This is a genomic window from Campylobacter sp. S4:11 (assembly GCF_024723695.1).
Classification (GTDB): domain Bacteria; phylum Campylobacterota; class Campylobacteria; order Campylobacterales; family Campylobacteraceae; genus Campylobacter_D; species Campylobacter_D jejuni_C.
Window position 1 is genome coordinate 96,142 of record NZ_JANQDC010000003.1, and the last position, 15,389, is coordinate 111,530.

General features: G+C 31.0%; 14 protein-coding genes. 7 read left to right on the forward strand and 7 right to left on the reverse strand.

Annotated features, from left to right (window positions below; genetic code table 11):
• Positions 1–39: 39 nt before the first annotated feature.
• Genes CAMP5053_RS01810 through purB form a run of 4 tightly spaced genes read right to left on the reverse strand, consistent with a single transcriptional unit; the run spans position 40 to position 6,565 of the window.
• A complete protein-coding gene (locus CAMP5053_RS01810) occupies positions 40–846 on the reverse strand; it encodes an undecaprenyl-diphosphate phosphatase (protein ID WP_047207836.1) in 807 nt (268 codons plus the stop codon).
• The gene (locus CAMP5053_RS01815) at positions 843–2,828 is read right to left on the reverse strand and encodes an OPT family oligopeptide transporter (protein WP_337217161.1); all 1,986 of its coding nucleotides are present in this window, start codon (positions 2,826–2,828) and stop codon (positions 843–845) included. Before CAMP5053_RS01815 ends, CAMP5053_RS01810 begins: the two co-directional genes overlap by 4 nt.
• Before the next feature lie 15 nt (positions 2,829–2,843).
• Positions 2,844–5,219, reverse strand: coding sequence for a ribonucleoside-diphosphate reductase subunit alpha (locus CAMP5053_RS01820; protein WP_214100153.1), 2,376 nt, complete (start codon positions 5,217–5,219; stop codon positions 2,844–2,846).
• 17 nt (positions 5,220–5,236) lie between these two features.
• Complete coding sequence (gene purB / locus CAMP5053_RS01825) at positions 5,237–6,565, reverse strand: adenylosuccinate lyase (protein WP_039625018.1); 1,329 nt, start codon at positions 6,563–6,565, stop codon at positions 5,237–5,239.
• A gap of 78 nt (positions 6,566–6,643) precedes the next feature.
• On the opposite strand from purB, the gene CAMP5053_RS01830 reads away from it, so the two are divergent.
• On the forward strand, positions 6,644–7,549 hold the full coding sequence (locus CAMP5053_RS01830) for an RluA family pseudouridine synthase (RefSeq protein WP_337217162.1): 906 nt from the start codon (positions 6,644–6,646) through the stop codon (positions 7,547–7,549).
• A complete protein-coding gene (locus tag CAMP5053_RS01835) occupies positions 7,546–8,550 on the forward strand; it encodes a glycosyltransferase family 9 protein (protein ID WP_261529838.1) in 1,005 nt (334 codons plus the stop codon). The genes CAMP5053_RS01830 and CAMP5053_RS01835 overlap by 4 nt, the downstream gene beginning before the upstream one ends.
• On the opposite strand, the gene CAMP5053_RS01840 is transcribed toward CAMP5053_RS01835, so the two are convergent.
• From CAMP5053_RS01840 to CAMP5053_RS01850, 3 genes are read right to left on the reverse strand one after another with little or no spacing between them, the layout of a single operon-like run.
• Positions 8,547–8,654, reverse strand: coding sequence for a hypothetical protein (locus tag CAMP5053_RS01840; protein ID WP_250324958.1), 108 nt, complete (start codon positions 8,652–8,654; stop codon positions 8,547–8,549). The two genes, CAMP5053_RS01835 and CAMP5053_RS01840, sit on opposite strands and share 4 nt — an antisense overlap.
• Positions 8,651–9,721 (reverse strand): 23S rRNA (adenine(2503)-C(2))-methyltransferase RlmN, encoded by a 1,071-nt coding sequence (gene rlmN, locus CAMP5053_RS01845; RefSeq protein ID WP_337217163.1) that lies wholly within the window; start codon positions 9,719–9,721, stop codon positions 8,651–8,653. Before rlmN ends, CAMP5053_RS01840 begins: the two co-directional genes overlap by 4 nt.
• Positions 9,722–9,729: 8 nt before the next feature.
• Entirely contained in the window at positions 9,730–10,263 is a 534-nt protein-coding gene (locus tag CAMP5053_RS01850; RefSeq protein ID WP_337217164.1) for a purine-nucleoside phosphorylase, read from the reverse strand.
• Between the two features lie 90 nt (positions 10,264–10,353).
• Here CAMP5053_RS01850 and rsmA point away from each other — a divergent pair, with 90 nt between their 5' ends.
• The 5 genes from rsmA to prfA all read left to right on the forward strand — a co-directional run bounded on the left by rsmA (position 10,354) and on the right by prfA (position 15,295).
• On the forward strand, positions 10,354–11,175 hold the full coding sequence (rsmA, locus tag CAMP5053_RS01855) for a 16S rRNA (adenine(1518)-N(6)/adenine(1519)-N(6))-dimethyltransferase RsmA (protein ID WP_261545104.1): 822 nt from the start codon (positions 10,354–10,356) through the stop codon (positions 11,173–11,175).
• Positions 11,141–13,099 (forward strand): ribonuclease J, encoded by a 1,959-nt coding sequence (locus CAMP5053_RS01860; RefSeq protein ID WP_261529833.1) that lies wholly within the window; start codon positions 11,141–11,143, stop codon positions 13,097–13,099. Before rsmA ends, CAMP5053_RS01860 begins: the two co-directional genes overlap by 35 nt.
• Positions 13,100–13,108: 9 nt before the next feature.
• The gene (locus CAMP5053_RS01865) at positions 13,109–13,870 is read left to right on the forward strand and encodes a pseudouridine synthase (RefSeq protein ID WP_214100159.1); all 762 of its coding nucleotides are present in this window, start codon (positions 13,109–13,111) and stop codon (positions 13,868–13,870) included.
• Between the two features lie 89 nt (positions 13,871–13,959).
• A complete protein-coding gene (rpsT, locus tag CAMP5053_RS01870) occupies positions 13,960–14,223 on the forward strand; it encodes a 30S ribosomal protein S20 (protein ID WP_039617063.1) in 264 nt (87 codons plus the stop codon).
• 4 nt (positions 14,224–14,227) lie between these two features.
• Positions 14,228–15,295, forward strand: coding sequence for a peptide chain release factor 1 (prfA, locus tag CAMP5053_RS01875; protein ID WP_261545106.1), 1,068 nt, complete (start codon positions 14,228–14,230; stop codon positions 15,293–15,295).
• Positions 15,296–15,389 lie beyond the last annotated feature (94 nt).

Consider the following 15,389-nt stretch of genomic DNA (forward strand, 5'->3'; position numbering starts at 1 on the left):
AAACTTAAACTTTTTTTAAATAAAGGATATTTTTATATTTCAAACACCCGTTCTTGATATATCTAAAGCACCACTCATAAAAAGGTATAAAAATACAAAACCTAAAATTATCCTATAAATTCCAAAAGGTATAAAGTTTATTTTGCTGATTAATTTTAAAAATATTTTAATTACCACAAAAGCCACTACAAAAGCTGTTATAAAACCTATGGCTAAAGGAATGAAATTATTCATATTGCTTAAAACTTGTGGTTCTTTATAAATACTATAAGCTGTTGCTATAATCATAGTTGGTATAGCAAGCAAAAACGAAAATTCAGAAGCAACTTTGCGATCAAGCCCAAGCAATAAGCCGCCTATAATACTTGCTCCACTTCTTGAAGTACCTGGTATGATAGCAAGAGCTTGGGTTAAACCTATCAAAAAAGCTTGTTTATAACTTACCTCATCTAAAGAGTGGATTGTGTAGTCTTTTTTTCTATGTTTAAGTTCTATGATGATAAAAATAATCCCGCCAATGATTAACATAGTAGCCACGGTATAGCCATTAAATATTTCTTTTAAAAACTTATATGCTATAAAACCTACTCCACCTGCGGGCAAAAAGCCCACAGCAAGTTTTAACCAAATATCAAGTTTTTGAGTTAGTTTATCTTTGAAAATAAAAATCACCGCTAGTATAGAACCAAGCTGAATAATGATAAAAAAACTTCTCCAAAAATCATCTATATTTAAACCCAAAATTTCAGCACCTAAAATCATATGTCCTGTAGATGAAACAGGTAAAAATTCTGTCAGACCCTCAATGATTCCTAAAATCAAAGCATAATAATAATCTAAATTCATTTTTTAAGCACTCTTCTTGCAAAAATTAGCATAATCGCTACAAAAACTACAAAACCTATAATCCCATCATCTTTAAATGAAGTTGCAATAGCAAGCGGATCTTCAGTCCCACCTCTACTAATAGAAAGTACAGTTAAACCAGCTATTAATACTCCAAATATACTCTCACCCACTATCAAACCAGAGGCAAATAAGGTTCCTTTTTGCTCATGCTCTTGAATGAGTTCTTTTTTATGAGCATTTTTAGCATATCTTTGCTCTAAACGCTTTTTGATTAAATACGCTAGTAAGCCACCTACAAACAAAGGCATATTAACAGCAGGTGGTAAATATATACCTATACCCACAGCTAAAGGTGGTAAAGACATATTTTTCTTTCTTAATAAACGATCGACGATAATTATACCAACACCCACAAAAGCACCCGCTATAATATAACTCCAATCGATATTAGCGTTAAAAATACCTTGAGCTATAGTACTCATCAAATTTGCTTGTGGTGCAGCAAGCGCATTTGCCTCATCCATTCCTTCTCTTGGCATTGCACCCACAAAACCATAAGCTTGGTATAATAAATTTAAAACAGGAGCGATAGCCAAAGCTCCAAATACACAACCTATAATCAAAGAAACTTGCTGTTTCCAAGGAGTTGCACCCACTAAATAGCCAGTTTTTAAATCTTGTAAATTATCATTAGAAATAGCAGCGGTTGCCAAAATAACACTAGTAGTAAATATAGCAAAAGCAATAGCAAATTTAGACATCAAAGGATCACTAAATAAATCTACTTGATAACCCAAAAGTAAAATAATCAAAGAAGAAATCATAATCCCAATTAGTCCTATACCCGAAATAGGAGAAGATGATGAACCCACTAAACCTGCCATATATCCACAAGCAGAAGCTACAAAAAAGCCTATAAAAATAGCTACTAAAGTTCCCACTAAAGCAAAAAGAATTTGATAGCCACTTGCTAAATTTGAATCAGCCACAAAAGCATAAAATGAAATAAACAAACCTATACACATAAGTACAAATAAACCTAGCATAGCTTTTAAAGATAAATCCATATCTTTAGGATCTTGTGAGAGGTTTAATGAAGTTTTTTTAAGCATATTTTTCATGCCATCATATACAGGCTTTGCAAGCTCTATTAAAGTCCATAATGCTGCTATAGCAATAGCTCCTGTGCCTATTAAGCGCACTTTTTGAGCCCAAATTTGATTAGCTATATCAAGTGCACTTAAGCTTACATCAAAACTTTCTTTAGCAGAAAAATATGGCACAAAAACCATCCAAGCAAGCACCATACCCGCAAGCAATGCAACACCTCCGGCTATACCTACTAAGTATCCAGCACCCAAAAGTGCCACTGAATAGCCCATAGAAAATCCAAAAGTCATTTTTTGCCAAATAAATGCAAAACTACTTCCACTTGAAAGCAATTTAAAGCCACTTGAAAAAAGGCTTATAATAGAAGCTAATACTACACCAAGTGTGATTTCTTTTAAGCCTACTTTTCCTTTTTTATCAGCTTGGTCTTTATTAGCTACTTTTAAAATTTCAGCAGCAGCTCTTCCTTCAGGATAAGCTAATTTACTCTCTACTACCATAGCTCTACGTAAAGGTATAGTAAAAAGCACGCCTAATCCACCCCCGCAAAGACAGAGCATAAAGGTAAGCCAAAGTGGAAATTCAAACCAATATCCACACATAAAAAGACCCGGTATAACAAAAATCACAGCCGAAAGCGTACCTGCAGCTGAAACTTGAGTTTGAACCATATTATTTTCTAAAATATTAGAGTCTTTAAAGATTTTTAAAACAGCCATTGCAATCACAACAGCAGGAATAGAAGTAGAAAAAGTAAGACCAACTTTGAGCCCCAAATATACATTTGAGGCGGTAAAAACAATCGTTAAAATACTTCCTAGTATTATACCCCTAAGCGTAAGCTCCGGTAGTGAGTTTTTTGTATGCATTTTGCTTCTCCATTTTTATTGACAACCTTCACATTCTATAGTTCTATCAACCACATCATCATTTACTTTTTGACTATCAGGACTTTCGCTTCTTAGATAATAAGTTGATTTAACACCTAATTCCCAAGCAAGTTGATAAATTTCATTTAAATATCCACCGCTTGCTTTATCTAAAGAAACAAAGATATTTAAAGATTGACCTTGATCAATCCATTTACCACGAATCGCTGCTGCTTTTACTAAGATTTTTTGATCAAGCTCATAAGCAGGAGTATAATACTGCCAAGTATTAGTACTTAAATTTGGCACCACAGTTGGTATCATACCGCTTAAGTTTTGTTCAAACCATTTTCTTTTATATACAGGCTCAATTGTTTGAGTAGTACCCACTAAAATAGAAATAGAAGAAGTTGGCGCTATGGCCATTAAATAACCATTTCTTATACCATCTCTTTTTAATTTTTCTCTTAATTTTTCCCAATCACACTCACTTTGATCAAATAAACCTTCACTTGCAGTAAGCTTTTTAGCATTTTCGTTTGCTACATCAATTGGCACTATACCTTTACTCCAGTTTGATCCTTCAAAGTCAGGATAGCTTCCTTTTTCCAAAGCTAAATTTGAGCTAGCTAAAATAGCTTCATAGCTAATCATCTCCATAATACGATCAATTTTTTCAAAATGCTCATTAGAACCCCAATAAATTTGTGCTTCAGCCAGCATTTGTGCTTCACCCATTACACCAAGCCCTATAGCGCGTGATTTTAGGTTGGTATTTTTAACCTTTACATGAGGATAAAAATTTAAATCGATCACATTATCAAGCATTCTTATGGCTGTTGGTACTACTCTTTGGATATCTTCTTTAGTGTTAATTTTACTTAAATTTATACTTGCAAGATTACAAACTGCGGTTTTTCCTTCGTTTTTATATTTTTCGACTATATAGACTTTTTTACCATTAATACTATCCAAAGTAGAAACTTTCTTAGCAAGTTTTTTATATCCCCCATCTATTGTAAGCTCTTCATCCTCATCTAAATGAAGCTCTGTTTTATCATCAAATACTATTTTAATTTGATAATAGTTTGGATCTGTATTTTGAAAAATTTCTGTACATAAATTTGAACTTCTTATAATCCCTGCGTGAGAATTTGGATTTGTTTTGTTTGCACTATCTTTAAAACATAAAAATGGCATACCTGTTTCAAAATAAGATAAAAGTATTTTTTTCCAAAGCTCTTTTGCATCTATAATTTCTTTAGCTATGTTTTCATCTTTTTCAAATTCTTCGTATTTTTTCTCAAATTCTTCACCGTATAAATCGCATAAGCTTGCTGTATCAGCAGGATCAAAAAGCGTCCATTTATCATTTGCTCTTACTCTTTTCATAAATAAATCATTAATCCATAAAGCAGGGAAAAGCTCATGTGCTCTTCTTCTTTCTTCACCTGAGTTTTTACGCAAATCTAAAAAGTCATTAATATCCATATGCCAAGGTTCAATATAAACTGCAATCGCTCCTTTTCTAGTGCCAAGTTGATCAACAGCTACTGCTATATCGTTAGTGATTTTTAAAAATGGTATGATTCCACCTGCTGCGTTTTTATGTCCATCTATACTTCCACCCATAGCGCGTACCTTAGACCAATCCCAGCCTATACCGCCACCAAATTTAGACAATAATGCCATTTCTTGATAAGAATCAAAAATTCCTTCTATATTATCAGGCGTACTTCCTATATAACATGAGCTTAATTGGTGTCTTGTAGTTCTTGCATTTGAAAGGGTTGGGGTTGCAAGCATTACTTCAAAAGTTGAGATTAAGTCATAAAATTTCTTAGCCCAAGTTTGAGAATCTAATTCATTTTGTGCTAAAAACATTGCAATAGCCATAAACATTTGCTGTGGTAATTCTATAGGCATACCCTTAGAATCTTTAATCAAATACCTATCATACAAAGTTTTTATACCAAGATAAGTAAATTGCAAATCGCGTTCTGGCTTTATATAAGCATTAAGATCATCTAAATCATATTTTTCTTTTAAGCCTATTAAAATCCTACCTTCTTTTTCACCTTTTTCAAGATATTCTCTTAAATGTTTATATCCATTATAACCACTTACTTTTTTATATAAATCGTATAAAAATAATCTTGCAGCAACAAAGGTCCAATTAGGTCTATCAATATCTATTTTATCTACTGCTGTTTTAATTAAAGTTTGCTGGATTTCTTCTGTTGTTATACCATCACGAAATTGAATTTTTGCATCTACTTCAAGCTCACTTTGGCTAACATTTTCCAAATTTGCCACCGCATCAGTGGTATATTTTTTAATCTTAGAAACATCTAACTCTTCAGTTCTACCATTTCTTTTTAATACTTTCACTCACAACCCCTAATTTATTATTTAAAAGTTCTTTCAAAAATTTTATCTACGTTCTTTGTATAGTAATTATAATCAAAACAATTTCTAATATCTGCTTCACTTAAAGACTTTTTCAAATCCTCATCAGCTAATAAAGCTAACAAAAACAAACTCTCGCCTTTTTCATTTAAGGCAGGTTTGCCATTTTGTAAATCAGCCCAAACTTTCATAGCATTTCTTTGGACAATTTTGTAAGCTTCTTCTCTACTTATACCTTTAAATGGAAGCTCAAGCAATACTCTTTGAGAAAATACAAGTCCCCCAGTTAAATTTAAATTTTTCATCATATTTTCTGGATATACCAAAAGCTTTTCTATCACACCACATAATCTTGAAAGCATAAAATCAGTCGTGATAAAAGCATCAGGTAATACAAATCTTTCTACGCTAGAATGTGATATATCTCTTTCATGCCATAAGGCTACATTTTCTAAAGCAGGTGTTACATAAGCTCTTATCATCCTGCAAAGACCGGTGATATTTTCACTCAAAACAGGATTTCTTTTATGAGGCATAGCTGAGCTTCCTTTTTGTCCTTGAGAAAAATACTCTTCAGCTTCATATACTTCTGTTCTTTGAAAATGGCGGATAGCAACAGCGATTTGCTCACAACTTGAAGCTAAAATAGCTAAAGCCGAGATAACCTGTGCGTAACGATCTCTTTGTATAACTTGGTTTGAAACGGGTGCTGGCTTAAGATCTAAATTTTTGCAAACTTCTTCTTCAAATTCAAGTGGAGCATGAGCAAAATTTCCCATAGCACCACTGATTTTTCCATAGCTAATCACTTCTTTTGCATGAATGATTAAATCTTTTGCATGAACTAGCGAATCATACCAAATAGCCAAAACTAAGCCAAAAGTTATAGGCTCTCCATGAATTCCATGACTTCTTCCTACCATTAAGGTATTTTTATGCTCATATGCTCTTGTTTTAATCGCTGCTAAAACTTGATCTAAATCTTGCAAGATTAGTTCCAAACTATCTTTAATCTGCAAAGCAACTGCAGTATCAATACAATCTGAACTTGTCATTGCATAATGTACAAAACGACTTTCCTCGCCCAAACTTTCACTTACGCTAGTTAAAAAAGCGATAACATCATGCTTGGTAGTTTTTTCTATCTCATCTATTCTTGCTATATCAAATTTTGCATTTTTTATAATTTTTTCACAATCATCATCTTTAATAAGACCAAGTTTATTCCATGCTTTCACAGCAGCTAATTCTACTTTTAACCATGCATCATATTTTGCTTGCATGTCCCATTTTTTAGCCATAATTTCTCTACTATATCTTTCAACCATTTTCAAGACCTTTTTTTATATAATTTTTATGAAAAAATAGCTTGAATTTTATTATAAATTACCTAAGAAAGTTATTAAATGGCATATATAAAAAAGAAACTATCAAATAATGGAAAAAAGGCATTTAGACTGCTTATGGATGAGTTAAAAATTTCTATGCATGAAGCACAAAAACTCATTGATAAAAAAAGACTATTTTGTGATGGAAACTTGGTAGAAGAAAAAAATAAATTTTTAAATGGTTTAGTAGAATTAATCGTATATGAAAACAACCCCAAAGGATTAGAAATAGTTTTTGAAAATGAAGATTTTGCCATCGTAGAAAAACCAAGCGGAGTGCTAACTCATCCTAATGGACGCAATTGTGCTTATAGTCTTTGTGATGAAATTTGGCATTTATGGGGTGAAAAAGCTTGCGTGGCTCATAGACTAGATAAAGAAACAAGCGGACTTTTACTCATAGCAAAACATAAAAATGCACAAATTGAGTTAAAAACTATGTTTGAAAAAAGATTAGTGCAAAAAAGCTATCTTGCATTAGTAAAAGGAAAAACCAAAGAAGAATTTATAGTAGATAAAAAAATGAATTTAGCTAAAGACTATGATGCAGTCAAAACTAGGATGCATATTTGTGAAAATGGCAAAGAAGCTTTAACACAATTTTACACTTTAGAATATTTTGAAAATTTAGATGCCAGTTTAGTTTTAGCTAAACCTCTAACAGGAAGACAACACCAAATAAGACTACATTTGTTTCATGTGAAACACAAAATTTTAGGTGAACCTTTATATGGTTTAGAAAAAACACAAATAGAACAAATATTAGATGGAAAAATGAGTGATATCAAAAGAGCTCACATCACAGGTGCTAAAAGACTGCTTTTGCACTCTTTTAGCTTAGAATTTACATATAAAAATCAAAAATTTTTGATACAATCTCAAAAAAATATAAAAGGTGAGTTTTTAAAGGAGATAATACAATGAAAGAAAATATTTCCATTGGATACTTTTGCCCTCATAATATCGGAGATATGGTTGCTAGTTTAGATATGCTATATGCAATTAAATATATTTACCAAGCAGATATAACAGTTTTTTGCAAAAAAAACACTGAGTCCATTTTAAAAAATTTTAATTTTATTGATCATATAGAACTAATTGAAAAAATTGATGAAAATATTATCGATCAAATCAATAAATATTCACTAGATTATTTAATATCATTTCATGCAAAATCTTTTTTAATTAAACTTCTTATAAAAACAAACACAAAAAATATTATTGTAAAAGCAAAATTTGTTAGTGTATTTTCTTTTAAATGTAAAACTATCTTTACAAGTATAACAAAAAGATTTTTTAAAAATAGAAGTGATAGAGATAGAATGTTATATTATGCTAGAAAAATAGATCCTAAAAAATTTGATAAATGCATAAAAAAAATCAATTTTGATACCACTATAAAAACATTAGATGAAAACAAAGATATTGTTAAAAATTATCTTCAAGAAAACAATATTAAAAATTTTATTATTATAAACCCTTTTAGCATTACAGTAGATTTCACACTAAACCTAGTTTCATTTTTTGATCTCATAGCAAAAATTCGATTTTCATATCCAAATATAAACATTATTATTCCAACTTATAATGATATTCATGACACTTTTATAAGAAATATTAAACAACATAATATAAATCTTTTATCAGAAATTTATATTTTTAAAAACAATGATGATATTTTAAATTTAGTAGAACTTATATCTCAATCAAAATGTATTATTAGTCCTAGCACAGGCCCAATTCATATTGCAAGCAATATAAAAATCCCTAGTATTGGATTATATCCTAAAAAGGATAGTATATTTTGGCCAACATACAACAAAGACTATGTTTTTATCGATAAAAAATGCAATGAATTATTATGTCATGAAATAGATAAAATTATAGCAGATGTCATTGATAGATTAAAAAAATATATCAATTAATCTTTAACCTGATCTTCATTTTTTAATACATAAATAATCCCACCAAGTCCTATGATCACTACTATACTTATAAAAATAAGCTGTGCTATATCTAAAAAAGTCATTGTTTACTCTGCCTTTCTTTAAGCTGTCCGCATGCAGCTGAAATATCAAGTCCTTTACTTTCTCTTATTGTACAAGTAACACCTTTGGCACTTAAATAATCTTGAAATTTAACCGCATTTTCAACACTTGGTCTTTTATATAAACTTCCTTCGTGTGGATTAAAAAGTATTAAATTCACTTTAGCTTTTATGCCATTTAAAAGTTTGACTAGTTCTTTTGCATGTTCTATTTTGTCATTTATCCCATCAATTAAAAGGTATTCAAACATTACTCTTTTACGCTGATCTATAGGAAAATTTCTCACTGCTTCCATAATACTTGCTATATTATAAGCTTTATTAATAGGCATTAATTCGCTTCTAAGCTCATCATTTACAGCATGAAGCGAAATGGCCAAAAGTACACCCAAATTCATTTCTCCAAGCTCTTTGATCTGTTTTGCTAAACCGCTAGTGCTTATCGTTTGTCTTCTAGGGCTTATCGCTAAGGCATCATTATCGGCTAAAATTTTAACTGCCTTAGAAACATTTTTGAGATTATCCAAAGGTTCTCCCATACCCATATAGACTATGTTAACCCTTCTTTCATAAGGAATGTGATTATGTTTTTTGATCCATAAAATTTGTCCTACTATTTCCCCTGCGCTTAAATTTCTTTTTAAACCACCTTTAGCAGTAAGACAAAAACTGCACCCACTTTTGCACCCCACTTGAGAGGAAACGCAAATGGTATATCTTGCATGTTTGATGATTTTTCCATTTTCATCTACAAGTTCTTCTTTCATAGGTAGCAAAACAGCTTCTATTTTTTTACCATCTAAAAGCTCAAAAAGATATTTTATACTCCCGTCTTTGCTTTTTTCATCTTTTACACATTTTAAAGGTGAAAAATGAAAATTTTCTTGCAAGTGCGCTCTAAAATCTTTTGGCAAAGATGACATTTGTAAAAAATCATCTGCATATTTTTTGTACACCCATTCAAAAATTTGCTTTGCTCTAAATTTTGGCTGGACTAAATTTTCTAATTCTTCTTTAGTAAAATCTAATATATTTTTTAATTCACTCAATTTTTTTCCTATATAAGTTTTTTATCTAACAAAAAATCTTTTAATAATTCTTTTGCTTTTTGATGGTTTTTTAAAAAATCCTCATGTGCAAATTCATTACAAAAATTTGTCGCACATAAATAACAAATTCCCTCTATCCCTTGCATTTTTGCACAAGAAAGCACTGCATATGCTTCCATATTTTCTATATGTACACCCCTTTTAAAAAATTCTTGGGCGATATTTTCATCTTTACAAATATAATTTGAAGAATTAATCATAGTTTCATGTGAAACATTTAATCTAATCTCATTTGCTATAGGTGTATAAAAACTATCAAATAAATCTGCGTATTCTAAATTTGCAGCATTAGAACTTTCATAAATGTCTAAAATTTTTCCCTCTTGGTAAATTCCACATGTGCCTATAAAAATTACCCTATCTACTTTTACTTGACTTAAAATTTTACCTAGAAAAAAAGCAGAATTAACCAAACCTATGCCTATACTTTGTGCAAATTTAAAATCCTCATTTCCTCCTGCACACACTATAAGATTTTTCAAAAATTAACCTTTATAAAAAATAATTCAAATTTTATCTAATTAGCGCTTAAAATAATGCTATAATTAATATTTTTTAGATAGAATAAATTTATGATAAAAGCAAAAAAACATTTTGGACAAAATTTTTTATGTGATAAAAGCGTGGTAGATAAAATCATCCAAGCCATACCCAAAGATACTAAAAATATAGTTGAGATTGGGCCTGGCTTAGGTGATTTAACGCAAGAACTTTTGAAAATCTCACAAGCTCATATTAGAGCTTATGAGATTGATAAAGATTTGATTCCTATTTTAAATAAAAAATTTCAAAATGAGATTGAAGGTGGAAATTTTGAGCTTATTCATCAAAATGCAAGTGATGCTTTTGATCAAGGAAGTTTAAGCGATAAAGAGTACTTTTTAGTAGCAAATTTACCATATTATATTGCTACAAATTTGATTTTAAAAGCCCTAGAAGATCAAAATTGCCTTGGGCTTATAGTAATGGTGCAAAAAGAAGTAGCACAGAAATTTTGTGCAAATGAAAAAGAAAGTAATTTTTCGGCTTTAGGGGTGCTTTGTGCATTAATATGTCAAAGACAAATGCTTTTTGATATACAGCCACAAAGCTTTAATCCTCCGCCAAAAGTTACTTCAGCTGTAATGAAGTTAATAAAAACCACTCATTATCAGCAAAAATGTGGAAATATAGAAGCTTTTAAAGAATTTCTTAGAGCTTGTTTTCAAAATCCTAGAAAACAACTCTTATCTAATTTTAAAAATAAAAAAGAAAAAATTTTAAAAGCATTTGAAGCACTAAATCTCTCTTCTACCTCAAGAGCTCATGAAATTAGCGTTGATTCATACCTTAAAATTTATGACTATTTAAAGGATGACTATGAGCGAAGAAAACAAAACTCAAGAGCAAAATAAAACTAAAAGATTTAATAAATTTAGAAACAAAAGAAAAAAAGATTCACAAAATCAAGAGCAAAATAGCGAAATTAAAAACGAAACAAAAGCAGAAAATACTCAAACTGAAGCTAGTGAAGAAAAAAAGAAAAAGAAAAAAAATAGAAATTTACCTTCTAAATTAAGTGGTAATGAAGAATGGCAAATAGAACTTGCTAAAAGCATAGAAGCTAATAAAATTATGCACGAGCTAAGACTCCACCCTTTAAAACACAACAACTCAAGCGAACATAAAATTCGTATTACGCCTTTGGGTGGGCTTGGGGAAATCGGTGGAAATATCACTGTTTTTGAAACCAACAACGATGCGATTATCGTTGATATAGGTATGAGTTTTCCAGATGGAACCATGCATGGAGTAGATATTATCATACCTGATTTTGACTATGTAAGAAAGATTAAAAACAAAATTCGCGCTATCATCATCACTCATGCTCATGAAGATCATATCGGTGCTGTGCCGTATTTTTTCAAAGAATTCCAATTTCCTATCTATGCAACACCTTTAGCACTAGGTATGATTTCAAATAAATTTGAAGAGCATGGTTTAAAGGCTGAGCGTAAATGGTTTAGACCTATAACAAAAAGACAAATTTATGAAATAGGTGAATTTAATTTAGAATGGATTCACATAACCCACTCTATCATCGATGCTTGTGCTTTAGCCATTAAAACTAAAGCAGGAACCATCATACACACTGGCGATTTTAAAATAGATCAAACACCAATTGATGGCTATCCAACGGATTTAAGTCGTTTAGCTCAATATGGCGAAGAAGGTGTGCTTTGTCTTTTAAGTGATAGTACAAACTCATATAAAGAAGGTTACACAAAAAGTGAAAGCTCCGTAGGACCTACTTTTGATCAAATTTTTGCTAAAACTAAAGGCAGGGTAATCATGAGTACCTTTAGTTCTAACATCCACCGTGTATATCAAGCTATTAGCTATGGTTTAAAATACGGCAGAAAAGTGTGTGTTATAGGGCGTTCTATGGAAAGAAATCTCTATACCACTATGGAACTTGGCTATATCAAACTTGATAGAAAAATTTTCATTGATGCTGATGAAGTAAGCAAATACAAAGACAACGAAGTACTAATTGTCACGACAGGAAGTCAAGGTGAGACTATGAGTGCTTTATATAGAATGGCTACAGATGAGCATAAATTTATCAAAATCAAACCTAGCGATCAAGTTATCATTTCAGCTAAAGCAATACCAGGTAATGAAGCAAATGTTTCTGCTGTGCTTGATTTTCTTTTAAAAGCAGGAGCTAAAGTAGCTTATCAAGAATTTAGTGAAATTCATGTAAGCGGACATGCTAGTATAGAAGAACAAAAACTCATGCTAACTTTAGTAAAACCTAAATTTTTCTTACCAGTGCATGGAGAGTATAATCATATCAATAAACACAAAGAAACTGCTCTAAAATGTGGTATACCTGAAAGAAACATCTACTTAATGAGTGATGGGGATCAAGTAGAGCTTTGTCAAAAATACATCAAACGTGTAAAAACAGTTAAAACAGGAAAAGTCTTTGTGGATAATCAAATCAACAAACAAATCGCAGATGATGTGGTAATTGATAGACAAAAACTAGCAGATAGTGGCATAGTTGTCATCATTGCTCAACTTGATAAAGCAAGTAAAACGCTGATTAATAAACCAAGAGTATTTAGCTATGGCTTGGTAGCTGATAAACAAGATGGAGCATTCTCAAAAGAAATGAGTGATGTTTTAAGTCAATTTTTCCCTAATGTAAAAGATGAAATTTTAGATAATCCAAAAGTTTTAGAAGCTCAAATTAGACAAGTACTAAGAAAGCATATTTTTAGAAAAATCAAAAAATATCCAACCATAGTACCAACTATTTTTGTGATGTAAAGTAAAATTATGAGAATTAATAAATTCATCTCACACAATAGCAAATATTCTCGCCGTGAGGCTGATGAGCTAATCAAGCAAGGCTTAGTAAAAATCAATAAAAAAACAGCCTTACTCAGTGATAGTGTAAATACTGAGGATAAAGTTTTTATCAATGGTAAAAAACTCCATAAAAAAACACAATTTTCAGTCATCATTTATCACAAACAAAAAGGCGAAATAGTTAGTAAAAAAGATGATAGAGGTAGAAAAACCATCTATCATACTTTACCAAAACAATTTAGCACTTGGCTTAGCGTAGGAAGACTTGACTTTGCAAGCGAGGGATTACTTTTACTAACTGATTCACCTGTGATAGCAGATGCGCTTATGCATAGTGATTTAGAAAGAGAATATTACTTAAAAGTAAAAGGTAATATAGATAAAAATGTCATCGAAGCTATGCAAAATGGCTTAGAAATTCAAAATGAAAAAAAAGGGGCTCACGCCAAAACTAAAATAACCTCAATGAGTTTTGCTCCATTTTTAGGCTTTGAAATTTTTGGTTCAAGCGGAGGCTATACGAAACTAAAAGTAATCATTAATGAAGGTAAAAATAGAGAGTTAAGACGCTTTTTTGGACATTTTGATTTAGAAGTGATGGATCTTAAAAGAGTAGCTTTTGGAGCATTAGATCTTGGTATGTTAAAAGCTGGTAAATATCGTTATTTGGAAAATGGCGAGTATGAAAAACTACGCGATTTTTTAAAAACAAATGATATTAGGTATTAAAATTAATACTTTAAAAATACTTAAATTAATTAAAATTTAATTTTAATTTTGTATAATTAGCAATTTAATTTATATAAAAAAGGAAAATTATGGCAAACCATAAATCTGCTGAAAAAAGAGCAAGACAAACTATCAAAAGAACTGAAAGAAATAGATTTTATAGAACAAGATTAAAAAACATTACAAAAGCGGTTCGTGAAGCAGCAGCAAACAATGATAAAGAAGCTGCACAAAATGCATTAAAAGTAGCTAATAAAAGCATTCACGCTATGGTAAGTCGTGGATTTTTGAAAAAACAAACTGCATCACGCCGTGTTAGCAGATTGGCATTATTGGTAAATAAATTAGCATAATTTAATGTTAGCTGATAAACTCAAACCTTTTTTAGCACGCTTTGATGAGTTAAACACTCTTCTTAGCGATGTCAATATTTCTAATGATATTTCTAAAATGACAGCTCTATCTAAAGAGCAAAAGAATTTAGAACCCATAGTAGAAAAAGCAAAAGAGTATCTCAAAACCTTAGATGATATAGAAGAAAACAAACTTCTTTTATCTGATCCTGAACTAGGCGAACTTGCAAAAGAAGAACTTAAAAATCTCGAAGTTTTAAAACCACAACTTGAAGAAGAATTGAAAATTCTTTTACTGCCTAAAGATCCAAACGACGATAAAAATATATTTTTAGAAATTCGTGCAGGCACAGGTGGCGATGAAGCTTCTTTATTTGTTGGGGACTTAGTAAAAGCTTATATGCGCTATGCAGAAAATCGTGATTACAAATATGAAATCGTAAGTTCAAGTGAAGGTAGCGTAGGGGGATTTAAAGAAATTATCATTCTTATTAAAGGAAATGGAGCTTATTCAAGGCTAAAATACGAAGGTGGCACGCATAGAGTTCAAAGAGTACCTGAAACAGAATCTCAAGGTAGAGTTCATACTTCAGCTATTACAGTGGCTATTATGCCTGAAGTTGATGATGTTGAAATTCAAATCAATCCAAATGATTTAAAAATCGATGTAATGCGTAGTAGCGGTCATGGTGGACAAAGCGTAAATACCACAGATAGTGCTGTGAGAATTACTCATATTCCAACAGGTATAGTTGTAGTAAATCAAGATGGTAAAAGCCAACATAAAAACAAAGAAAGCGCCATGAAAGTCTTAAAAGCAAGACTTTTTGAAATGCAAGAACAAGAACGCTTAGCTAAAGAAAGCGAGGCAAGAAAATCACAAGTTGGGAGTGGCGATAGAAGTGAGCGCATACGCACTTACAATTTCCCTCAAAATAGAATTAGCGATCATAGAATAAATCTTACTTTATATAGACTTGATGCGATTTTAGAAGGTGGGCTTTTTGATGAGATCATCGAGCCATTAATCGCTTATTATCAAGCAGAAGCTTTAAAACAAGAAAATTTATAAACCATTAACTCCCTAAAATCTATTTAAACTATATCAAGCTTAAATATTATTTTAAGCTTGATGCAATAGAGTTTGCTTAATAAGGAGTCTTGTG